21 protein-coding genes are annotated in these 22215 nt (G+C 59.5%); 10 read left to right on the top strand and 11 right to left on the bottom strand.

The annotated features are described in order from the left end of the window. Nucleotides 1-61: 61 nt before the first annotated feature. Nucleotides 62-1543: a glycogen synthase GlgA gene (glgA, locus tag ACRRQW_RS05030; protein WP_438480167.1), complete on the bottom strand. Its 1482-nt coding sequence runs from the start codon at nucleotides 1541-1543 to the stop codon at nucleotides 62-64. Nucleotides 1544-1659: 116 nt separating this feature from the next. Between glgA and ACRRQW_RS05035 the strand changes: the two genes are divergently transcribed. Beyond that, nucleotides 1660-2472 (top strand): PEP-CTERM sorting domain-containing protein, encoded by an 813-nt coding sequence (locus ACRRQW_RS05035; RefSeq protein ID WP_438480168.1) that lies wholly within the window; start codon nucleotides 1660-1662, stop codon nucleotides 2470-2472. A 68-nt stretch (nucleotides 2473-2540) separates the two neighbouring features. Here the strand turns inward: ACRRQW_RS05035 and pheA are convergent, their stop codons facing one another. Both pheA and ACRRQW_RS05045 read right to left on the bottom strand, forming a co-directional pair. After that, nucleotides 2541-3617, bottom strand: a complete 1077-nt coding sequence (gene pheA / locus ACRRQW_RS05040) for a prephenate dehydratase (RefSeq protein WP_438480169.1) — start codon at nucleotides 3615-3617, stop codon at nucleotides 2541-2543. Next, entirely contained in the window at nucleotides 3614-4669 is a 1056-nt protein-coding gene (locus ACRRQW_RS05045) for a 3-deoxy-D-arabino-heptulosonate 7-phosphate synthase (protein WP_438480170.1), read from the bottom strand. Before ACRRQW_RS05045 ends, pheA begins: the two co-directional genes overlap by 4 nt. Before the next feature lie 364 nt (nucleotides 4670-5033). Between ACRRQW_RS05045 and kynU the strand changes: the two genes are divergently transcribed. Genes kynU through ACRRQW_RS05060 form a run of 3 tightly spaced genes read left to right on the top strand, consistent with a single transcriptional unit; the run spans nucleotide 5034 to nucleotide 7277 of the window. Beyond that, nucleotides 5034-6296 (top strand): kynureninase, encoded by a 1263-nt coding sequence (kynU, locus tag ACRRQW_RS05050; RefSeq protein ID WP_438480171.1) that lies wholly within the window; start codon nucleotides 5034-5036, stop codon nucleotides 6294-6296. Further along, nucleotides 6293-6430, top strand: coding sequence for a hypothetical protein (locus ACRRQW_RS05055; protein ID WP_438480172.1), 138 nt, complete (start codon nucleotides 6293-6295; stop codon nucleotides 6428-6430). Before kynU ends, ACRRQW_RS05055 begins: the two co-directional genes overlap by 4 nt. Nucleotides 6431-6440: 10 nt before the next feature. Further along, nucleotides 6441-7277 carry a class I SAM-dependent methyltransferase gene (locus ACRRQW_RS05060; RefSeq protein WP_438480173.1) on the top strand — a complete coding sequence of 279 codons (837 nt, stop codon included), beginning with the start codon at nucleotides 6441-6443 and terminating at the stop codon, nucleotides 7275-7277. Between the two features lie 20 nt (nucleotides 7278-7297). Here ACRRQW_RS05060 and ACRRQW_RS05065 read toward each other — a convergent pair whose 3' ends face one another. Beyond that, nucleotides 7298-8062 (bottom strand): TrmH family RNA methyltransferase, encoded by a 765-nt coding sequence (locus ACRRQW_RS05065; RefSeq protein ID WP_438480174.1) that lies wholly within the window; start codon nucleotides 8060-8062, stop codon nucleotides 7298-7300. After that, nucleotides 8059-9075 (bottom strand): SAM-dependent methyltransferase, encoded by a 1017-nt coding sequence (locus ACRRQW_RS05070; protein WP_438480175.1) that lies wholly within the window; start codon nucleotides 9073-9075, stop codon nucleotides 8059-8061. Before ACRRQW_RS05070 ends, ACRRQW_RS05065 begins: the two co-directional genes overlap by 4 nt. An 87-nt stretch (nucleotides 9076-9162) precedes the next feature. Between ACRRQW_RS05070 and ACRRQW_RS05075 the strand changes: the two genes are divergently transcribed. Beyond that, nucleotides 9163-10233, top strand: a complete 1071-nt coding sequence (locus tag ACRRQW_RS05075; RefSeq protein ID WP_438480176.1) for a 3-deoxy-7-phosphoheptulonate synthase — start codon at nucleotides 9163-9165, stop codon at nucleotides 10231-10233. 104 nt (nucleotides 10234-10337) lie between these two features. After that, on the top strand, nucleotides 10338-11738 hold the full coding sequence (locus tag ACRRQW_RS05080; protein WP_438480177.1) for a DUF1343 domain-containing protein: 1401 nt from the start codon (nucleotides 10338-10340) through the stop codon (nucleotides 11736-11738). Between the two features lie 33 nt (nucleotides 11739-11771). On the opposite strand, the gene msrB is transcribed toward ACRRQW_RS05080, so the two are convergent. The 3 genes from msrB to ACRRQW_RS05095 form a co-directional block, all read right to left on the bottom strand. Beyond that, nucleotides 11772-12395, bottom strand: coding sequence for a peptide-methionine (R)-S-oxide reductase MsrB (gene msrB / locus ACRRQW_RS05085; protein ID WP_438480178.1), 624 nt, complete (start codon nucleotides 12393-12395; stop codon nucleotides 11772-11774). Between the two features lie 75 nt (nucleotides 12396-12470). Next, a complete protein-coding gene (gene xseA / locus ACRRQW_RS05090; protein WP_438480179.1) occupies nucleotides 12471-13658 on the bottom strand; it encodes an exodeoxyribonuclease VII large subunit in 1188 nt (395 codons plus the stop codon). A gap of 79 nt (nucleotides 13659-13737) precedes the next feature. Beyond that, nucleotides 13738-14406, bottom strand: a complete 669-nt coding sequence (locus ACRRQW_RS05095; RefSeq protein WP_438480180.1) for a TVP38/TMEM64 family protein — start codon at nucleotides 14404-14406, stop codon at nucleotides 13738-13740. Between the two features lie 105 nt (nucleotides 14407-14511). Here ACRRQW_RS05095 and ACRRQW_RS05100 point away from each other — a divergent pair, with 105 nt between their 5' ends. The 3 genes from ACRRQW_RS05100 to ACRRQW_RS05110 are packed head-to-tail and all read left to right on the top strand — an operon-like array spanning nucleotide 14512 to nucleotide 18614. Next, nucleotides 14512-15204: a glycosyltransferase family 2 protein gene (locus tag ACRRQW_RS05100; protein ID WP_438480181.1), complete on the top strand. Its 693-nt coding sequence runs from the start codon at nucleotides 14512-14514 to the stop codon at nucleotides 15202-15204. A 9-nt stretch (nucleotides 15205-15213) separates the two neighbouring features. Next, nucleotides 15214-17193 (top strand): O-antigen ligase family protein, encoded by a 1980-nt coding sequence (locus tag ACRRQW_RS05105; RefSeq protein ID WP_438480182.1) that lies wholly within the window; start codon nucleotides 15214-15216, stop codon nucleotides 17191-17193. Nucleotides 17194-17195: 2 nt separating this feature from the next. Continuing rightward, nucleotides 17196-18614, top strand: coding sequence for a sugar transferase (locus tag ACRRQW_RS05110; protein WP_438480183.1), 1419 nt, complete (start codon nucleotides 17196-17198; stop codon nucleotides 18612-18614). Between the two features lies 1 nt (nucleotide 18615). Here the strand turns inward: ACRRQW_RS05110 and ACRRQW_RS05115 are convergent, their stop codons facing one another. Then, nucleotides 18616-19512 (bottom strand): glycosyltransferase family 2 protein, encoded by an 897-nt coding sequence (locus tag ACRRQW_RS05115; protein ID WP_438480184.1) that lies wholly within the window; start codon nucleotides 19510-19512, stop codon nucleotides 18616-18618. Between the two features lie 48 nt (nucleotides 19513-19560). Here ACRRQW_RS05115 and ACRRQW_RS05120 point away from each other — a divergent pair, with 48 nt between their 5' ends. Continuing rightward, nucleotides 19561-20304: a glycosyltransferase family 2 protein gene (locus ACRRQW_RS05120; RefSeq protein ID WP_438480185.1), complete on the top strand. Its 744-nt coding sequence runs from the start codon at nucleotides 19561-19563 to the stop codon at nucleotides 20302-20304. Here ACRRQW_RS05120 and ACRRQW_RS05125 read toward each other — a convergent pair. Both ACRRQW_RS05125 and ACRRQW_RS05130 read right to left on the bottom strand, forming a co-directional pair. After that, a complete protein-coding gene (locus ACRRQW_RS05125; protein WP_438480186.1) occupies nucleotides 20253-21272 on the bottom strand; it encodes a glycosyl transferase in 1020 nt (339 codons plus the stop codon). The genes ACRRQW_RS05120 and ACRRQW_RS05125 overlap by 52 nt on opposite strands. Beyond that, nucleotides 21272-22213 (bottom strand): hypothetical protein, encoded by a 942-nt coding sequence (locus ACRRQW_RS05130; protein ID WP_438480187.1) that lies wholly within the window; start codon nucleotides 22211-22213, stop codon nucleotides 21272-21274. Before ACRRQW_RS05130 ends, ACRRQW_RS05125 begins: the two co-directional genes overlap by 1 nt. Nucleotides 22214-22215 lie beyond the last annotated feature (2 nt).

A 22215-nucleotide genomic window follows, 5' to 3' on the forward strand; every position in this document is an offset into this window, starting at 1 on the left:
TGAGAGTGAGAATGGGAAACGATAAGACGAGCCGATTTACCAAGGGTTACTGTCACGCGCATCATTCGGGATAAACGCCGGTGCGGCTCTCCACCGCCCAACGGTAAACATCGACATAAGACGCCGCGCTGCGCCGCCACGAAAAGTCCTTGGCCATGGCCCGCTGTTGGAGGCCCGCCATTTCCTGGGGGCGGTCGTAATAGGTCGCGCACGCCCACCCCAGGGTGTTGATCAGCGCCTCGGGCGTGGCGTCGTGAAACACGAATCCCGTGCCGTAATTCCAGCCTTCGGAGAAATTTTCCACCGTGTCGACCAGCCCGCCCGTCGCGCGCACGATCGGCAGCGTGCCGTAACGCATCGCATACATCTGCGTCAGCCCGCACGGTTCGGAACGACTGGGCATCACAAAAAAATCGCTGCCCGCCTGAATGAGTCGCGCGAGCTTCCCGTCGAAACCGATATGCACGCCCACGCGGCCGCGATACGCATCGTTGGCCCAACGGAACGTATTTTCCAGATGCGCATCGCCGCTGCCCAGCAACACGAGTTGCACGCGCATCCGGTCCAGCATCGGCACCAGCACCTCCGCCAGGAGGTCGAGCCCCTTCTGCGACGCGAGCCGCGACACCACGCCGAATAGCGGAATGCGCGGATTTCGCTCGAGCCCGAAGCGCGCCTGGAGCGCTGCTTTGCACGTCGCTTTACCGGCAAGGTCGGTCGCGGAATAATTTGCAGGCAACGTCTGGTCGCGCGCTGGATCCCACGACTCGTCGTCGATCCCGTTCACAATCCCGATAAAATCCCCGGCGCGATACTTGAGCACGCCATCGAGACCGAACCCGCCGCTCGCCGTCTTCACTTCCTCGGCGTAGTTCGGGCTCACCGTCGTGACTTTGGTCGAGTGAAACAGCCCCGTCCGCATGAGATTCACGGAACCGTTCGTCATCAATGCATCGCGGTGAAATACGTCCCACGGCAACCGCGCGAACTCCACCATGCGGGCCGGCGAGTAGCCTTGGTGCTCAAGATTGTGCACCGTCAACACTGTGGCGACGCCGCCAAGTTCCGTGTTCCGCAGCGTCGTGTTCACCATCACCGGAACGAGCCCGGTCGTCCAATCATGGCAATGCGCCACGTCCGGCACCCAGCCGAGTTGCTGGCACAGCGCCAGCGCACCCCGCGACAAAAACGCGAACCGCACATCGTTATCCGCGAATGAACCCCACGGATTGTTGTAAACTTCGGGACGAGCGAAAAAATCGTCGTTCTCTAAAAAATAAACCGGCACCGCCGTTCCGGGCAGCGTCGTTTCCCAGGTCCGCGCCCAATGCGCATTCGGGCCCACATCGACGCCGAGTGATTCACCTCGCGCGCGCCACTCCCCGACGCGTTTTACCGAACCGTAAAGCGGACACACGATGCGCACGTCGTGGCCGAGCTTCGCCAACTCCTTCGGAAGCGAGCCCACCATGTCGGCCAAGCCGCCGACTTTCACAAACGGTTCCACCTCCGGGCTGACGAAGAGAATTTTGAGCGAACGCACCGGACCACGAAACCCCATGCATCCGACGCTGCCGAGGAAAATTTGCCCGGAAATTTTCAGTTATTTTCACTGGTAAGTCACCGACGTTGGTCTCCATCCTGCATCAATTCTTCACGATGTTTTCTCGGGCCACCTTCTTTCGCCGCGTGCTCGCGGTTACTTCGCTCGCGCTGGCGTTGAGCTCGGCGCAAAACGCGACCGCCCAAACCATTCTCTACGTTGCCAACGGCGACGCGTCGCAGCTTCAGGCCATCGATACGACGACCGGATCCATTCTGTTTAGCGCCACGACCAGTTCGCTCGCTTATCCCATCGCCGTGCGCGAAACCGTCAGTCTCGGTCATCGCGATAATCCCGGCCTCACCGGCAACTACGATCTTTTAACCGGAGCCCTCATCGGCAACCGGGAGGTGCCGACCAACTCATTCAACTGGACGCAAGCCCTCGATGGCGCGGCCAGCGCTTCACACAATTACGTGCTCCAGTGGAATTCGAATTCCGTGCAGGTATATCAAACCGACCTGACGTGGACTAACCCGACCGCCCTCTTCACAGTCAATGACGGCAACATCATGGGCATGACCTATGATTTAGTTGCCAACACGCTTTGGTTCGCCGGCACCACCGTCATTTACCAATACGATCTCAGCGGCACCCTTGTTTCCCAATTCAACCATTCCGCCGGTGACAATGGCGGCCTCGCTTACCAAGCGAGCACCGACACGCTCTGGCTCGTGCCCAACGATTCATCGCTCGCGTTGAAGCAATACAGCAAGACCGGTGCCTTGCTTAATTCCCTCACGGTCACCGGTCGCTCCGGAAACATCTACGGCGCAGAATTCCAATCCATCCCCGAACCGTCCACCTACGCACTCCTCGCGATTGGTGGCGCGCTGTTGGTTTTTGTGAACCGGCGGCGAAAGAAATAACGGCCGAGTGTCGCCGGTTAGTTTGCAGGGCGCAGTCTTGCTGCACCCCTCCGCTCTTCTCACTACGCTTACTTCTTCGCGACCGGATAGCTGCCAAGCCATTTCACGAGCGGGCACTTGCGACTCAATTCCTTGAGCGCCGCCTGCATCGCGGGATCGTCGTAATGCCCCGTGACATCGAGAAAGAAAATGTAGTCCCACGGCTTAAGTTTGCTCGGACGCGACTCGATCCGCGTGAGGTTGAGCTTGCGACGGTTGAACGGCTGCAACGCGTGCAGCAATGCGCCCGGCTCATGGTGCAACGAGACCAGCAAACTCGTCTTGTCATGGCCACTGCCCGCCGAGCCCGAAGCTTCGCGTCCGAGGAAAACGAAACGCGACGTGTTGTTCTTTAAATCCTGAATGTGCGTCGCCGCCACCGGCACGCCGTAACGCTCACCTGCGAGCCGCGGCGCGACCGCTGCCGCGCCTTTTTCCTTCGCCGCGATTTGCACCCCAAGCGCGGTGCTATCCACGTCGATCAGTTGTGCGTGCGGCAGATTGCGTTGCAGCCAGCGACGGCATTGCGCGAGCGCCTGGTCTTTTGAGTAAATTTTTTTGATCTTATCCAGCGGTTCGTTGGAAAGCAGCGTGTGTTCGATCTCTTGGTGGAGCTCGGCGACGATCTTCAACGGCGTCTCGACAAACAGATCGAGCGAGTCGCGCACCGAGCCTTCCGTGGAATTTTCCACCGGCACGACGCCGTAGTCGGCCTCGCCTTTTTCGACGGCCGTGAAAATATCCGCGATCGTCGCCATCGGCCGATAGTCGACGCTCGAGCCAAATTTCCGAATCGCCGCCTGGTGCGTGTTGGTCGCTTCGGGCCCGAGGTAGGCAATGTTGAGCGGCTTCTCGAGCGAGATGGCCGCCGACATGATCTCACGATAAATAGCCTGCACCGCCGCGGGCTTGAGCGGGCCGCTGTTCGCCGCTTGCACGCGGCGCAACACATCGGCTTCGCGCTCGGCGACGTAGATGCGCGTCTTTGATCCGCGTTTCAGTTCGCCGATTTCCTGGGCACATTTCAGCCGGCGGTTAAGCAGCTTGACGACTTTTTCGTCGAGCGAGTCGATTTCGGCGCGGAGATTGGCGAGTTCCTTTTTCATGAGGCGGTGACGGGCGATAGCGTGGAGCGACGGAGAGCATGAATGGCCTTCGCCTGCTTAATCAACCCCGCAAGCGCAGCCGGCGTCACGGCCTGCTTCGGATCATCGCCAAGACCTTTGGCCGGTTCGACGTTCGCTTCGATGCAAAGTCCATCGGCGCCGTAAGCCACCGCCGCCAGCGAGCACGCCGTGACATAAGCCGCTTTGCCGACCGAATGCGATGGATCGACGACGACCGGTGCCCACGTGCGCTCTTTGAGGAGCGGCGTGATCGATTCGTCCGGATGATTGCGGTAACCATCAAGTCCCGGCTGCGTGCCGCGAGGACAGAGAATCACGTTTGGGTTGCCGAAGTTCACGATGTATTCGGCGGCGGAGATGAATTCGTTGAGCGGGCCCGAGTGGATGCTGCGTTTCAACAACACGACGGTGTCGCGTCCCGCGATCGCTTTGCCGACCTGGCGAAGCAGCGAGTAGTTCAGCGCGTTGCGCGCGCCAATTTGCAGAATGTGCACGCCCGCGTCGAGCGCCATGCGGAGCTGTTCCTCGTCCATCACTTCGGTGTCCACCGGCAAACCGGTGCGGCGCGAGGCTTCCATTAAAATATCGAGCGACCGATGGTCACCTTGGAACGCATAAGGATTGGTGCGCGGCTTCCACACGCCGCCGCGGATCGCATGCGCACCGGCTTCCTTCACCGCGGCGGCGGTTTCGTAGAAACGATTCGGATTCTTTGGGTCGAGCGTGCAATGTCCGGCCATGATCAACAACTCGTCGCCCAGCGTGACCCCACCGACGCGCACGCGGTGGTTCGCGAGGTCGGATTTGATATCCATCAGTTTGTGCGGCGACTGAATCGTATCGACGCGATCGACATACGGCAGGCCTTCGAGCCGGCTGATCATCAAGTCATGGCGCTCGTCACCCACGATGGCGTAAATCGTGCGCACATCACCGACGATCGGTTGGATGCGGCAGCCAAACTCGCACACGACAGCGGTGAGTTCGGCAACTTGTTCGGCGGAGAGACGATTGTTTTTCGGGAGGATCATAACGGGAGTTTGTGAAAATAAAAAAGCCGCCTCGATTGGGCGGCTCCTCGGCAAAGTGGTTCTGGGTTAAATCAGAGTTTGCGTGGGGACATGCCGCCTTCGATTTGCGGGGCAAAAAAGCCCGCAAAGCCAAAGTAGAAATAGGCGGCAAAACGAATCATGCCCAAAACCGATGACCGGCCACCGCACCGCTGTCAATTTCAGAGGCGAGGTATGACATCGGCCCAAACGTCCATTTGCAAAAATGAGCGCTGCACCAAACCGGTTTGTCATATAATATATGACAAACCGGGTTTGGCTCAGGCGACGATTTACGCAGGCTTTCACATTTGCGCCGCGTTGATCTCGCGCAATTCTCCTGCCTATGCGTTCACCCGCCGCGCTTGATCGCGCCGATCCCCTTGCCCGCTTTCGTGCCGAGTTCCATCTCCCGCCGGGCAAAATCTACCTCGATGGCAACTCACTCGGCCTGCTTTCGCAACGCGCCGAAACGCATCTCAACCGCATCGTCAACGAATGGCGCACGCTCGGCATCGAGGGCTGGACGGACGCAAATCCGCCGTGGGTCGGCCTAAGTGAGTCGATTGCCGCGAACCTGGCACCGCTCGTCGGCGCGCTCCCGGCCGAAGTTGCGGTCACCGGCTCGACGACGGGCAATCTTCATCAATTGCTCGCGACGTTCTTCACGCCCGATTCGCCGCGCAACGTCATCCTCGCCGACGAGCTGAATTTTCCGTCCGACATCCACGCCCTCAAAAGTCACCTGACCCAACGCGGTCTCGATCCCGCAAAACACCTCCGGCTCGTCCGCAGTCGCGACGGCCTCACGTTGCAGATCGACGATCTCGCCGCCGCGTTCACTGATGACGTTCAGCTAGCGATGTTTTCCGCCGTGCAATTCAAGAGCGGACAATTGCTTGATCTCGCCGCACTCACTCGTGCCGCGCACAAGCGCGGCGTCATGATAGGTTTCGACTGCTCTCATTCCATCGGTGCCGTGCCGCACGAGCTCAGCAACGACGGCGTGGATTTTGCGTTTTGGTGCTCTTACAAATACCTCAACGCCGGCCCGGGTGCCGTCGGCGGAATTTATTTGAACCAACGCCACCATGCCCGCGCTCCCGGCCTCGCCGGTTGGTGGGGCGTGCGGCGCGATCAGCGTTTCGCGATGTCGCTTGATCACGCGCCGTCGCCTGACGCTTCCGCGTTGCAGATCGGCACACCGCATCTGCTGAGCCTCGCCCCGCTGCAAGGTTCACTCGAGCTTTTCGCGGAGGCCGGCGGCATCGTGCCCCTCCGTCAAAAATCGCTCGAACTCACGGATTACTTGATGACGCTCGTGGAAAGCGAACTCACCGGCTTCGGTTTTACCCTCGCCAACCCTCACCTCGCACATGAACGCGGCGGACACATTGCCTTGCGTCATCCAGAGGCCTGGCGGATTTGTCAGGCTTTGAAAATCGCCGGCGTCGTGCCGGATTTCCGCACGCCCGACCTCATTCGCCTGGCGCCAGCGCCACTCTACACGAGCTTCGCCGACTGTGCGGCGGCCATCGCCAAGCTGCGCGAAATCATGCACGCGAAAACCTACGAGATCTTTTCCGAAACCCGCGCCGCCGTCACATGAAGTTAATCGACATCAGCCGTCCGATTCGCACCGGCAACGACGAACTCATCGCCGCTCCGCTTAAATCCGCCACGGCGACGGTTCGCTCGGGCGCACCTGCGATTGACCGACCGCAATTCGTGCGCCTGGATTGAGAACTTCGCGATGAAACCGCTCTACGATTTCAGTTCACTCCACGTCAACCGGGCCATCGCTGCGCGCGACGGAATGGTCGCACCGGAAGCGCCGGAGCAATACTTCGACCTCGGCAAACGTGCGCTGGAGCTGATCAAGTTTTCAGCCGAGCTGTGCGACAAGCCGCACTATCCGGACATTCTCGATCTACCCTGCGGGCACGGGCGCGTGCTCCGTTGGTTGCGGGCTTATTACGATTACGCCAACATCACCGCGTGCGACCTGGATCGCGACGGAGTCGATTTTTGTGCAACCCAGTTTCGCGCCACGCCGTTTTATTCTGACGTCGATCTGCGTCGGCTCCCGTTCGAATCCAAGTTCGACTTAATCTGGGTCGGCTCGCTGCTCACCCATTTGCGCGAAGACCGTTGGCTCACCGCGCTGGATTGCCTCATCAATTGGGTGCGCGAGTGCGGAGTGATTATTTTCACAACCCAGGGACGCACCGCCTCGAGCCTGCTCGCGCGCGGGCAAAAAAACGTAGCCGAAAATATCGACAAATCAGCGCTGCTCGCGGACTACGCGCGCCACGGCTTCGCCTACCAACGCTACTTCGAAAGCACACCCGAAGCTGATTACGGTTTCGCTCTCAGTTCGCCGGAATGGGTGCTGCGCCAACTCCAGCGCTACCCCAATACCTTCATCCGCGCCTACCTCGAAGATTGTTGGGGCATTCAAGATGTCGTCATTCTTTACAAGAAGGCCGGGCAGTTTGAACCACTGCTGGGCAACGGCGGCGTCACCGCTACCGCACAATCACCTGCAGCGAAATCTCCTGGGCTTTTGAAAAAAATTCTTGGCCGCTAACCGCGGGTCATCGACTCTGGTCAGCGTTTTCCGAAAAACTCCCAGCACATCACTGCGGCGGCCGCGGAGACGTTGAGCGACTCGACTGAGTCCGTGCCGGGGATTTTCACGAGGCGATCGCATTGCGCCGCGACTTCCGGCGCGATGCCTTTTTCTTCGTTACCCAGAATCAGCGCTGGCGGCTTGGGCGAACCCTGCGCGCGCACCGCATCGGGCGAGAGCTGGTTTCCCCGCAGGCTGGTGCCGACCAAAAAATACGTGCGTTTCAAATCCGCACAAAACGGCGGCAGCGCGGGCACGCGGTAAAAATCAACAAACTCCATCCCGCCTTCCGCGACTCGAAACGCCGCGTCGCCGGGCAACGCCTGTCCCGGGTGATCGGCCACGATGATCGCCTTCACGCCAAAAAATGCCGCCGTGCGCACGATGGCGCCGACGTTGTTGGCGTTGCTCACGCGGTCCAGCAGCAACAGCGGCGCGCGCGTGCGGCTCCATTCGGCGAGCACTTCGCGCGTCACTTTTTTCACCGGACGCTCGTCGATCACTGCGACCACGCCGCCGTGTAGTTTCGTGTTCGAAATTTTTTCCAGTTCCGCCGGTTCGACTTGGCGATACACTTTCTTGTGTTGCGCGAGTTGCTGCGAAAATTCGCCGGCGCGCTTGCCCGTCTGCGCATCGAAGAACAACCGCTTCACTTCCTGCGGATGCTGCGCGAACAGCGTCGAGACCGCCTGCCAGCCGCAGACGGTGATTTCTTTTAGTTTCGGTGCGGGAGCGGATTTCATGCGATGGTTTCGCCGACCAACGTGAACTCCTCGCGGTCGTGATACAAGTGGCGGATGCGAAGATTTTTCGCGTAACGCCCAAACGGCGAGCTCGCCGCCCGGAGCTCGCGCAGCAGAGCCAGCGAATCCACGTGGCCAAACTTCAGGTTAATGACGAACTGGCGACACCACGCGTTCTCCAACCATGGTTGAACAATGTTTTGCACGACGTGATTCGGATCTTCGACTAAGTCGCAAAATAACCAGTCGTAACGCTCTCCATTCGGCGGGCGAAAACCGAACGCGTCTTCCAAGCGATGTTCGATCAGCGGATGATCGAGCGCCCCGCCCTTTAATGGGCCATTGTCGATCGCGATCACCTTGGCACCACGTTTGGCCGCGCTGTAACTCCAGCCGCCGGGAGCCGCGCCGAGGTCGACGACTGTTTCACCCGCCTGCGGTTCGCGACCGAGCACGATGTAGCCTTCCTCCACTTTCAAATAGGAACGCGACGGGGCCGCGTCATCGTCGGCCATGCGGCGCTGGCCACCGAGCCACAAATCACGCGCCGCAAACACCCGCCCGAAATCCGCGAAAAACACAAACAGCCCGCGGACTTTTCCCGCCCCCCGCGGCAGATCCGGCGTCGCCAGCTTCGCAATGCGCGAAAGTTTTTTCTTCAGCAGTTCCAGAAACGCTTTTTCCACGCCGCTCGAACGCCGCCCGAGCCCCACGACTTCCGGCACCACCTGAAACACGCACGGCCAAGCGGCGTCGATGCGTTCGCCGCGCAAGCTCTCGAGAAAGAAATCCGCGAGCTGTTGCGCGATCGCGTTGACCGCCTCGCCTTTGAATTCGCGCGGCGCGAGCAAGGTCACATGCGAAAACGCCAGCGCCTCGAATTTTTCCGCCGGCCACGCCCCTTCGTCGCCAGTCAGCGCCCAGCCTGGCCCTTTTTCCGCCACCGGCAGGCCGTTCTCCGCGAGCTCGCGCTCGAGGAAGGATTCATAACCGTGCTGGCAGATGGAAAGCATCCCGCAGCTTTACGCGCGAAGTGAGCCGCGCCGAGGCGAAAATCTCCGTGCCTTTTCCAGGGCGGCGCGTTGACATGCTCTTTTTCCATGCGTCAACCGACTTCCGATCTCCGCATTCGTGCAGCCCGACCGTTGCTTTCGCCGGCTATTCTCGAGGAAGATCTGCCGTTAAGCGAAGCCGGCGCCGGTTTAGTGCGCGCCGCGCGTCGCGCCGTCGGGGATATCTTGATGGGGCGCGACGACCGGTTGATCGCGATTGTGGGGCCATGCTCGATCCACGATCCGGCGGCGGCGCTCGATTACGCGAAAAAACTTAAACCCATCGCCGATCAGTTCTCGAAAGACCTGCTCGTGTTGATGCGCGTTTATTTTGAAAAACCCCGCACGACCGTCGGCTGGAAGGGCTTGATCAACGACCCTCGCCTCGACGGCACTTATCAAGTGAACACCGGCTTGCGCCTCGCGCGGCAGCTGATGCTCGAAGTCAACTCCACGGGTCTCGCCATCGCGACGGAGTTTCTCGATACGACGCTCGGCCAATATTACGCCGATCTCGTTTCGTGGGCCGCGATCGGCGCGCGCACCACGGAAAGCCAGATTCACCGCGAACTCGCCTCGGGCCTCTCGATGCCCGTCGGTTTCAAAAACCGCACTGACGGCGATCTGCAAGTCGCGGTCGACGCCATCGTGTCGGCGCGACACGCGCACTGTTTCCCCTCGCTCACGCGCGAAGGCGCCCCCGCCGTGCTCGAAACCACGGGAAACCCGGAATGCCATCTCGTGCTGCGTGGCGGGAGTCGGACCGGGCCGAATTTCAGCAGAGAATCCGTGCAACACGCGTCCGGCCTGCTACAGAAATCCGGCTCGCTGCCGGTCGTGCTCGTCGATTGCAGTCACGGCAACAGCGGCAAAAAACATGAACAGCAAATCGCCGTCGCCCACGACCTCGCCACGCAAGTCTCCGCTGGCGAACGCGCGATCATCGGCTTCATGCTCGAAAGCAATCTCGTAGCCGGCGCGCAAAAACATGAGCCGACCCAGAAACTCGTTTACGGCCAGAGCATCACGGACGCGTGCCTTGGATTCGATGAGACGATTCCGGTTTTTGAAACGATGGCCGCCGCGGTGCAGGCGCGCCGGAACTTGCCGAAAACCTAAGGTCACGGAACTCCTCGCGAACGAGGTGTCAGAAACCAAGTGAGCCTTTCCCAGCGACGATTGTCCTCGCCAAGCGTGAAGGGCATTTTCAGAAATTTCGCCACATGTCCCGCCGGCCGTTTGTGAAATTTTCCTTCGCCACACTTGCCGTGGCTGCGTTCACGCTGCTGCTCGGTTGCGCAAATAAATCCACGCCGGCGGCGACAGCGCAAGTTGCCCAGCGTCCCGCAACGCCCGCCGCGAAGGCACCCGCGCCCGCGCTGGCCAAGCCGACCGCACCAGCGAGCGCACTGGCCCTTCCGCCGGCGCCGCCCGCTCGCGTATTTCCAGTGATGCTCGGCATCGATGTGCTCGAAGCGGAAGGTTTCCGCGCGATCGCCGGCAAAAAAATCGCCCTGCTCACCCATCGGGCCGGCGTGAATCGGCTCGGCGAAAGCACCATCAACGTGCTGCGTCGCGCGCCCAACGCCAAACTCGTCGCGCTCTTCGCACCCGAACACGGCATCGACGGAGAAATCAAAGCCGCGGTGAATTTCGGCGACTACCGCCATGCGCCCACGGGTCTACCGATCTACTCGCTCTACGGAAAAAACAAGAAGCCCACCGCGGCGACTTTGAAGGGAATCGATGCCGTGGTCATCGACTTGCAAGACGTCGGCGTGCGCTCCTATACGTTTATCAGTTGGATGCGCCATGCGCTCGAGGGATGCTTCGAAAACGGCGTCGAAGCGATCGTGCTCGACCGGCCGAATCCACTCGGCGGCTGGAAAGTCGACGGCCCGCTCCTCGATACTGAATGGATGAGCGACGTCGGCGCGTTTCCGAACATGCCCTACGTGCACGGACTCACGATCGCCGAGCTCGCCCGCATGGCGAAATTTTCCACCAGCGCTAAATCGGGTATCTCGGATAAAATTCGCGCCAAAGGAAAACTTACCGTGATTCCGATGCGCGGTTGGAATCGCTCGATGCAATGGCCCGAAACCGGGCTGCGCTGGGTGCAGACTTCTCCCCTGATCCCGTCGTTCGAGGCCGCCGTCGGCTACGCGATGCTTGGCCTCGGCACGCAAAACAACCCGTGGCGCGTCGGCAAAGAATTCCCCTATCGCAGCATTGGCTACCCGCAAAAAAAACCGGACGACATCATCCGCGCGCTCGAAGCCTACAAAATCCCCGGCGTGAATTTTGTGAAGCGGCCGGTGAAAGACAGCGCCGGCAGCATCGTCACCTACGTTGTCGTCGAAGTTTCCGACTGGGCGAAATGGAACCCCACCGAGCTTTCTTTCTACATGCAGAAGCAGGCCGCGATTTGGAGCCTGAATCCTTTCGCTACGTTGAAAGGAGCCGACATCCGCACTTTCAATGTGCACGTCGGTTCGACTGCGTGGTTTAATGCCCTGCGCCGCGAAGGCGCGCGTATCGACGTGCCGCTTTTCGTTAATAATTGGAAAGCCCGCTCACTCGCCTACCAGGCGCAGACGAAACGCTACTGGATGTATCAGTAAGGCGGGCGGTAAAACGCCGCCCGCGAATTGCTCTTAGTTAGTCTTCGCAGCAGGTGCGTTTTTGGCGACCCACTTGTCGTATTCGGCGCGCGGCATAAACTTCAACGAAGCTGAATTGATGCAGTAACGCAGGCCGGTCGGACGCGGGCCGTCGTCGAAAACGTGGCCGAGGTGGCTGCCATCGATCGCGCTGTGCACTTCCACGCGAGTCATGCCCCAGCTGGTGTCACGAGTTTCGCCGATGAAAGCCGGCTCGATCGGTTTTGTGAAACTCGGCCAGCCGGTGCCGGAATCGAATTTATCACGACTGTCGAACAGCGGCGTATTGCTCCCGACGACGAAATACACGCCGTCTTCGTGGTTATTCCAATACTCGTTGCGAAATGGCGCCTCGGTGCCTTGCTCGCGCGCGACGCGATATTGTTCCGGGGTGAGCAACGCTTTCCACTCGGCCTCGGTGCGCTTCACCTTCGTCTTGCTCATGTCGATGACGACTTTCGAAGGCAGCCCGCAGGCGGACTTGGTGTCATCGGGCGGACAATAGGCGGCGTCAGAGGCAATGGTTTGGTTTTTCGCTTTCATCGGAGAAGTTTCTTTGGCCCATCCGATCGTCACCGCAGCGGCAGCAACGAGGATTAAGGTAAGGCGTGATTTCATAGGGAGAGAAGGTTGTTAGGAATTACGTTTTAGCAAACGAAGCGGACGCCTCGATAAGAGGCGGCCCAACCTGATTTATTCCGCCCGAACTTTTACCTTCCCGTCATGAAACTCGTTGATCAGCGGCTGGCCGGGAGCAACTGCCGCCGCGCGATTCACCGGCCGGCCTTCCGCATCGCGCACGATCACGTAACCACGTTTCAAGACCGAGGCCGGGCTGGCCGACTCGAGGCGTTTCCAAAGCGCCAGCAAACGATGCGATTCCAATTGCACGCGGCGCTCCGGAGACGCGCTTTCAAGGCGTCGGCGTCCGCCCGCAAGGGATTCGCGGCGAATCTGCACCGACGCCCGCAACGCCGCCCGCAAGCGGTTGCCAAGATCATCGAGGCGAAGGTGATTGTGTTCGATCGCGGAAGCGGGTGACAGCAACCGCAGCCGGCTGCGCGCGTGCGCAAGTTTCTCGGTCGCGCGCGCCAGTTCGTCATCGACGAACGCCGTCAAGGTTTCGCCCAGCTGCACGAGACGCTGCGTGCAATTCAGGTAATTGCTCGAAATCAGTTCCGCCGCGCCGCTCGGCGTCTCGGCACGAACGTCGGCCGCAAAATCGCACAGCGTGAAATCAATCTCGTGTCCGACGGCTGAGATAATCGGCACGCCACACGCCGCCACCGCGCGCACCAGGGGCTCCTCGTTAAACGCCCATAAATCCTCAATCGACCCACCGCCACGTCCGATCACGAGCAGATCGAACACGCCGAGCGCTTCCGCGGTTTGCAGCATCGAGATCATTTCCGCTGCCGCGCCCTCGCCCTGAACTTTTGCCGGCAATACCACGAGTCGACCGGTCCAGCCACGGCGCGCGAGAATCCGGATAAAATCCTGCACCGCCGCGCCGGTCGGCGACGTGATGAACCCGACCGTGCGCGGCAAAAATGGCACCGGTTTTTTATTTTCCGGCGCGAATAATCCTTCCGCCGCCAGCCGCTGTTTCAACTTTTCCAACTCTTGTTGGAGTTGCCCTGCCCCGTGATCGATGACCGCGCGCACGATGAGCTGATAACTCCCCCGCGCCTCGTAGAGACTGAGTTCGCCATACACGAGCAACTGCAGGCCGTCGCGCAACTTCACCGTTTGTCGGGCCGCATCCCCGCGGAAAAGCACGCAGCTCAGTTGTGCGCCCGCATCTTTCAGCGAAAAATAAATGTGCCCGCTGGCCTGAGCGCGGAGGTTGGAAATTTCCCCGCGCACCCAGCCGGGACGCATGCCCGTCTCAAGCAGTTCCTTAACCTCTCGCGTGAATTCTGTGACGCTCCGAATGCGCCCAGAATCATCAAGAGCGAGTTCAGATTCGTTTCTTGGCATAGTGCCGCCTCAACAAATGCACGCCGAGCGTGACTGCGACCACCAGGCTGATGCCGAAAAAAGCGACCTTCCCTTTGCCTTGCAGGATAGCGTCGCCAAATACGATCAACCCCGCGGAGAGCACAAAGTTCACCACCCAGGAGACCCACATGTAGGTGACGAATTTGATCTCCGCCAGTCCCAGTAAATAACTTTGCAGAAAAAACGGCGGGCCGGGCGTGATCCGCACCAGCAAGGTGATTTCTTTTTGGCGCTCCAACGGGACGACCGGGATCTTATACTTGGTTCGGCTGATCATCTCCTCGATCCATGGGCGCAGCGCGTAACGTGCGAGCCAGTAAGTGAGCGCCAGATTAAGCGCAATCGCCACCGCCGCCGCCACGAGCACCCCACCGATTCCCATCTGAGCGCCAAACGCCGTGCCCGCAGTGACATTGAAAACACTCAAGGGAAAGCCCACCGCAGGCAGCACCGCCATGGCCGTGAAAAACGCCAGCGGGCCGGCACTGCGCAGCAAATTGATCCCTTCATCAATCGAAACGCGGATGCTGAAGTCGTGGATCTTGAGCCACCAAAATCCGACACCCGCGCAGACAACGACAATGCTGACGAGCGCGACTAACTTGAAAGCGGACGGACGTTTTTCCACCCGCCAACCATGCCGAGACCGCTTCGACCCCGTCAAGGGCTTAGGCTCAAGTCCCAAAAAGGCTTCCCACTTTGATCCACCCAGCTAGCTTATTTTAGCTCATCCATGAAGCTCACCATTGTAATTCCTTGCTACAACGAGCGAAAAACCATTCGCGCCATCGTCGACGCCGTGCGCAATGCGCCCGTAGCTGACAAGGAAATCATCGTAGTCGACGACTGCTCCAAAGACGGCACCCGAGATATCTTGCGCACTGAAATCGAGCCGTTGGTGACGCGGATTATTTATCACGAGGTCAACCAAGGCAAAGGCGCGGCTTTGCGCACCGGATTTGCAGCTGCGACTGGCGACGCCGTCATCGTGCAGGACGCCGACCTCGAATACGATCCGCAGGAATATCCGCGGCTGATGAAACCGATTCTGGAAGGGAAAGCGGATGTCGTTTTCGGCTCACGATTCATGGGGGCGGATGCGCACCGCGTGGTTTATTTCTGGCACATGATGGGCAACCGTTTCCTCACGCTACTCTCGAACATGTTCACGAACATCAACCTGACGGACATGGAGACGTGTTATAAAATTTTCCGCCGGGAAATTCTGCAGCAGATCAAGATCGAGGAAAACCGTTTCGGATTCGAGCCGGAGATCACCGCCAAGGTCGCCGCGCTGAAAGACTGCCGCATCTATGAAATCGGCATCAGCTACTACGGGCGCACTTACGCCGAAGGAAAAAAAATCGGCTGGCGCGACGGTTTCCGGGCGATCTACGCGATTGTGAAATATAATTTGTTTCGCTGAAGCGTCTGCATGCGCTTCGCCGACACCTTCGTCCGTCCGCTTGCGTTCGTCGGTTTGGTAACGTTGGCCCTGATCACCCTCATGCCAAACGGCGCGACGCGGATGCACGCAACTCCGTGGATTTTCGCCCAAGCACTCGCGTTGGCCGCACCTTTACTGGCATTAGGCTTGCGCTGTTTTTCCAGTAAATCTTTTCGCCTGCCGTCGGCGGCATGGGTATGGTTCGTGTCAGCGCTCGCGCTGGTGATTTGCGCGGCCACATTTGCCAGCCCTTATCGCGCGTCGTCGCTGTGGGTCGCGGCCGTGCCGCTTGCCGCCATCGCCGCATTTTTTCTCGGTTATGATTGGCTCCAATCGGATTCGGCCCCACGCCACGTTCAGGTGGAAAAAATTCTCGGCTGGTCTGGAGTCGCGCTTGCCGTGGTGAGCAATCTCCTCTGGGCCGCCGATGCGGTGCGTCTGACCAAAGCGGAGTTTTTCTCCCGCACTCTTTTCGAGGTGCGCAACCCGCATCCGCTCGGCCATTCCAATTACACGGCCGGCCTCATGCTTTTCTTTTTGCCGTGGATTATCCGCCGCATCAGCCACGAACGCGGCGCATTGCGCAGTGCGGCCATCGCCGGAGCATCGCTCGCCACCTTCGCGCTGTTCATGAGCGGCAGTCGTGGCGGCCTGATCGGCGCAGTCGCGCTCGGAGTCGTAATGGCCTTCAGCAGTAATTTTCCTCGTCGGCGCACGCTGTTGATTGGTGCAAGCGCAGTGCTCGCAGCGCTTATCCTGGGAGCCATCAATCCACGTATTCGTGATATGTTCGGCCCGCGCGATCCACTGGCTGCACCTAACCTGAGCAACGTGCAACGTTCCGCGATGATCGACGCCGGGGTGGAGATGATTCATGCACGTCCACTCTTTGGTTGGGGACCAGGGGCCACGCCATTTGCCTATCCGCAGTTTCGCGGCTCGCTCGGCGGTGGCCCGGAAAATGTCCTGCAACTGCACTGCACCCCGCTCCACGTCTGGGCTGAAACCGGAACCGTCGGGATCATCGTCGTCGCCGGGCTCTGCGTGATTTTGTTTCGCCGCAGAGTCTGGGCTGTCGCGGCGCTCGCCGGCTATGCCGTGTTTTCATTTACCGATTTCCAATTGGACGTCCCGATTTTCCCGTTTGGTCTCGCGGCCGTCGTCGCGTTAGCCGCACCACCGCAAACTAATCCATGTTCGCGTCGCAGCCGTGTTTTGCTCGGAGGGATGGCGTTGATCATCCTGCTGGTCATCGCCCAAGCCGGTGGCCGCGATCACGCATCCGCGCTTTCTGCAGAAGCACTCACGCTCGCAAAAAACCCCGCTCAGCGTGACCGGGCGATCGCGCTTTTTAACGAAACCCTCCGCCTCAACCCGCATCAGGAAATCGCACACTTCAACCTCGGTTGGCTGTTGCTGGCGGAGAACACGGTCGCAGCCGAAAGTCATTTTCTCGAAACCCTGCGTCTCGTCCCCGACAAAGGCGGCGCTTACTTCGGACTCGGCCTGGCGCGTCTTGCCCAAGAAAACCTCGAAGGCACGGCGGATGCGTTTGCCCTCGAATGTATCAACGACCCGCGCTTTCTCGCTTCGCCGTGGTGGCGCGAACCCTTCATGGCCGCGCAACGCAAACGCACCGCCCAAGCCTACGCCCGCTTCCTCGCCGCTTTCGCGAATTACCGTTACCTCAGTCCGTGGGAAGAAAGTCAGGTGAAACTCCTCGCCACGCTCACCGGGCAACTCGGCCAGCCTTCATCTAATCAAGAACGCAGCTACCGCCGTGAACGCACCGGCTACCCAGTGTTGATGCGTAATCCGGATCTCGGCACGCCCACCGATCTCTACGATGTGCGGGAAGACGCGCGCTTCGCCGAAAGTCTTCCCTTCCCACTCCCGCCCAAGGGCTGGCTTAATAATTGGGCGCTCGTCAGCCTGCTCAAAGATCCGCAACAACTTCGCTTTCCGTAACCGTGCCCCGCAACCCCGCCAACACCCTGCGCGAAACCACTCTGCCCGCGTTACTGCTCGTCGGCGACACCGTGGTTTCATTCGGCGCGCTGTTGCTGGCGTATTGGCTCCGCTACCGTTCATCGATCGGCGCCCTCGGCATCGACGTCCCCGACGCCACGCTCTCGCTTTATCTCCCGCTCCTTGTCGTCGGTTTGATTTTGCTCATCGCTGCTTTCACGCAACTCGGGCTCTACGACGGCCGCACGCTGCTGCGAAAACAACATAACCTCAACCAGCTTGCGCGCGGCACTTTTTTCTGGGTCATCATTTACCTGACTTTCTCGCTCGTCATCAAATTCGACCCACCGATCTCGCGCCTCTTCGTCGTGCTCGCCGGCATTGTCACACTCGTCACCCTCTGGCTTTGGCGCGAAATGTTTTATTTTTTCATCACGCGACCGACGCGTCTGCCGAAGTTGCAACGCCGCGTCGCGCTCCTCGGTTGGCACGCCGAAGCAGCCGGCTTGGTGCACGAAGTTCAAAAAAGCGCCGCTCACCCGTATCGGATCGCGGGTGTGATCGACGACGGCCTTTCCGCCACACACGCGCCGCTCGCTTCGCTCGGTAACGTCCGCGATCTTTCCATGGTGCTCGAACACGAACGCATCGACGTGCTCATCGCCACGCACCTCGACATCCCCGCCGAGCAACTCCGTGAAATTACCCGCACCTGCGAACGCAGTTACGTGGAATGGAAAATCGCGCCGCTCGCTTTTCCCATTTTCCTCACCGGTCTTCGCCTGCAAACCGTCGGCAGCACGCCCGTCATCGGCGTGGAAGACTTGCCGATTTCGCGCCTTCTGAACCGCGCGGCCAAACGCAGCCTCGATTTGCTTGGCGCCATTCTCGGGCTCGCATTGTCCGCACCCGTGATCGCCGTGCTGGCATTGCTCATCAAGCGCGAGTCACCCCGCGGCCCGGTGTTTTTTCGCCAGACCCGCATCGGGGCCGGTCACCAACCGTTCACACTCTACAAACTCCGCAGCATGCTGCCCGACGCGGCCACTCGCGACCACGCGCATCACAGCACCCGCACGGGCGACACCCGCTTGCTGAAGATCGGTGCTTTCCTACGCCGCTGGAATCTCGACGAGCTACCCCAATATTGGAACGTTCTCCGCGGCGACATGAGTCTCGTCGGCCCACGCCCCGAGCGTCCGCATCACGTCGATCAGCTTTCCGCCGTAATTCCCCACTACCTCCCGCGCCATCTCGTCAAACCCGGCATGACCGGCTGGGCGCAAGTTAACGGCCTGCGCGGCGACACCGATCTCTCCGCGCGCATTCGCTACGACATTTTCTACATCGAGAACTGGTCACTCTGGCTCGATCTCCAAATCACCCTGCTCACCTTACTGCGTTGGCGCAGTCCAGCTTAGGTCAAAGCGGTTTCACATGCCGATATCCGCGTAGACGGGCGCGCAGCAGTGCCACGTATTTCCAAAGCGCAAACGCTGACTGATATTTCCACCGCACGAGCGTGGAATTGCTCGGGTTGAAATGCTTCAAGTAGACTTCGCGGTTCGCATCGAAGATCGCGGTCGACATCGCAGCGTATTCTTTTGCCACGCTCTGCCCTTTTAAATGCACGATCTGCACGCGTCCGTCGTAAATGATTTTCCAACCCGCACGCGCGACTCGGATACAGAGATCGATGTCATCTCCATACATGAAAAATTGTTCGTCGAACTGGCCGACCTTTTCCAACACTTCACGTCGCGCCAATAGAAACGCCCCGTTGATCGCGCCGACCTCATAAGTCCCATTCACCGGCAGGTGCGTGAGATTGTAGCCAGCGAACAGCGCCCGGCGCGGGAATTTCGCCGCCAGCCCGCTCGCGCGCGTAAACCCATCCCACAACGTCGGAATGCTTCGCCGGCAAGCCAAGTCCATCGAACCATCCGCTTGAATCAGTTTCGGAGAAAGCAGCCCAACGTCTTTTTCCGCCAATACTCGCTGAACACAATGTTCGAGCGCCTCGCGATTGACGATCGTATCAGGATTGAGAAACAACACGCACTCGCCCGTGGTGTTCGCATAACCGAGATTGTTTGCGCGCCCGAAGCCGAGATTCGCCGCTGGCTCGATCAACTTGACCGCCGAAAATTCATCAGAGATCCAAGCTGCCAAACCATCGCCCGCCGAATTATTAACGACACAGATTTCAACCGGACGTCCCAGCAACTCCGCGGGTAGCGACCCAAGACACGCGGGCAGTTCATCGCGGGATTTATATGCGACGATGATGACAGAAAGAATCGGGCGTGAAGCGGACACTGAGTCCAGCCTTGTCGCCTCTCGCCGAGGTCGCAACCTTATCGTCGCATGTCTACGCCGCTCATCAGCGTCATCATCGTTTGCCGCAACCCCGGCCCGCAGCTGCACGCGGCGCTCGAAAGTATCTCGACGCAAAACGATGCGGCCCTCGAAGCCATCGTAATTGATGGCGTTTCGACCGACGGCTCGCGCGAGTGGCTCGAAACGCAACGCTCGCGGCTGGCTGCATTCATCAGCGAGCCGGATCGCGGAGTGTATGATGCGATGAACAAAGGCCTCGCTCTCGCACGCGGTGAGTGGATTCTTTTTTTAGGAGCAGACGACCGTTTGGTTGGCGGCGCCTTCAAAAAAATCGGGCCTGAACTCGCGAAAACCAGCGCCGGAGTCGTCGGGGGCGAGGCTGCTTACGATGACGGAAGAATTTATCCCCTGCGCGATCCCATGAGTGGAATCCAGCGAAACTTCGCGCATCATCAAGCGACGTTTTACCGGCGCGGTTTGTTTCTCGAAAACGGCGACTTCCAGATCGGCCTGCGCATTGCGGGCGACTACGAATTTAATCTCCGTCTCGTGCAGCGAAAGATTCGCTTCAAAAGTCTCCGCATGCGCATCACGGCATGCGGCCGCGGTGGTTTAAGCGACTCCGGAATCTGGCCGGTCTATGCGGAAGAAATTCTGGTGCGCCGCCTCTACTTCCCCGCGTGGCGCTGCTGGTTTTGGGACGCCGTTTCGGTCGCTCGCTATCTCCGCAAAAAAATCGTGCGCAGTTTCGCCAAAAAACGCCCGGAATAGCGCCCCAATCCAAAGCGCCCCGAGATAAACCGGTCGCCCACGCGCACCCAGTCGCTGCCAAATAAAAATCGCAGCGGCAGCGAACGCCAGAATCCGCGTCCCAAACGCGAGGAGGCCGTCGCTTCACCTACAGTTTTCAATGCACGCCAATACGGCCCGTAAATCCCGTTTCTCAATCGCGCCGGCATCACACCGTAGTCCAACTGTCCTGATTGCCACAACCAGTTACCAGCTAGCGCTCGAAAACGCGCAAAATGAAATACGACCAGTGGCGTTCCTTCAAAAAAAACTTTCCCACCGGCCACCGCCCACGTTCGATTCATCCAATTCCAAGGGGCGAAATTAATGCCGGGATGCGCACACGTCACGACACCGGCAAACCGTCCCGGCCATTCCTCCAGATATTTCTGATCGGCGTATCGTCCCAATTCCAAACGATCATAGCACCACTCCAAGCACCGCTCACGCCACCAATCGAGACAAGCAAGCCCGCCCGGGTCACGCCGCCAGCCGAGCACGCCCACATTGTAGTGACCGTGTTTTTCGTAATGATAGAGAAACGCCGGAAAATCGTGAGCACATAACAACACGCTCCCTCTCGCGAGTTCGTCCCAGATTGGCTGCGGCGACGAAAAGAAAAACAAATCAGCATCGAGGTAAACCAACGCATCAATTTCCTCCTCCACCTTCAGCAGCCAACGCGGAAAACAAGGCGAAAGCGTGAAATAATATTCAACGCGCGAACGATTGGCCTTCGCTCGCAGGAGTTCAGCGTCATCGCGTTCGAGCATGCTGAGCGGAATGACTCGCAAATCCGGCTCCGCCAGTTCCCGTATTTTTTTCTCCGTGCCATCATCTAGCGCCAGCACCCACAACACCGCCTGCGCATCGTAAGCGTGCAGTGAGTTCCACAACGCCATTCCTTGGGCGAGAAAGCCCGCGTCGAAGTAAGTGCAGTAGTGATTCATCACGAACGCCACAATCGACGCCACGCCCAGCCGGGAAAGGCCCGCAGCATTGCCCAGCGCAAAGCATGCTCACTGGCTTTCGCAAGATCCGGGAGAAGATCACCACCGAAAATCTCGCGACCGCGCTCTGCCACTTGCAACGCATACCCCGGCTGCCCCAACTCCATCGAAAAAACCCACGCGAGCAAATAACCGCGGCGATTAAGCGCAGCAGATCCAGGCGAATTCTCACGAATGAAACAAAGGTTGCCCCACGCCGGCGCCGTGGGCGCAAGGCGTGTCATCCATCGCGCAGCTCTGCGGCCAAAGCGCTGGGCACTTCCGCGGGGCGTGCGTCCGATTTCCAGATCCGCCAGCCAGAATGGTTCACGTGCCATTGCCGCGAGCACTTCGGGCAACTTGTCTTCGCCTTCGTAAGCGTCGATCAACCCCGGTTCGAATTCGGCGACCGACAACCGCTCGCGCCACTCCGTCGGCAGACTCTGAAAAATGCCCAAGTCGAGTCCCTGCGTGTCACATTTTAACCAATCAACCCGATCCAAGCCGTGTGATTTCAGCGCATTGGCCAGAGTCGTCGCGGCAACTGACGCGATTTTCTCCACGTGGAAAAAATCCGCAAACGCCCAGTCGCGCAGACGATCAGCGCGCGGTTGCAGGACACTCGAGCATTGGGGTGAACGCGTAAGATGGAGTGCGCGTTGCCCCTTCGCCGGCGCAGCAGGAACGATCAAACTGGGATGAAAAATCCATTGCTTGAACTCCGCGTGCGTTCCGTGAAGCGCCGCCGCTTCGCGCGCATCAGGCTCAAAACCGACGCCGATGGAATATTTAGCGAGTCGTTTCCACTTCGGATAGATTCCACCCGCTGCGCCCACATCCACCAAGACGGGCGGGCGTTCGCGCAGTTCAGGTTCCAAGAAGATACGGTCGAATAAATTCACGG

It is taken from the genome of Oleiharenicola lentus, assembly GCF_051660365.1.
Classification (GTDB): domain Bacteria; phylum Verrucomicrobiota; class Verrucomicrobiia; order Opitutales; family Opitutaceae; genus Lacunisphaera; species Lacunisphaera lenta_A.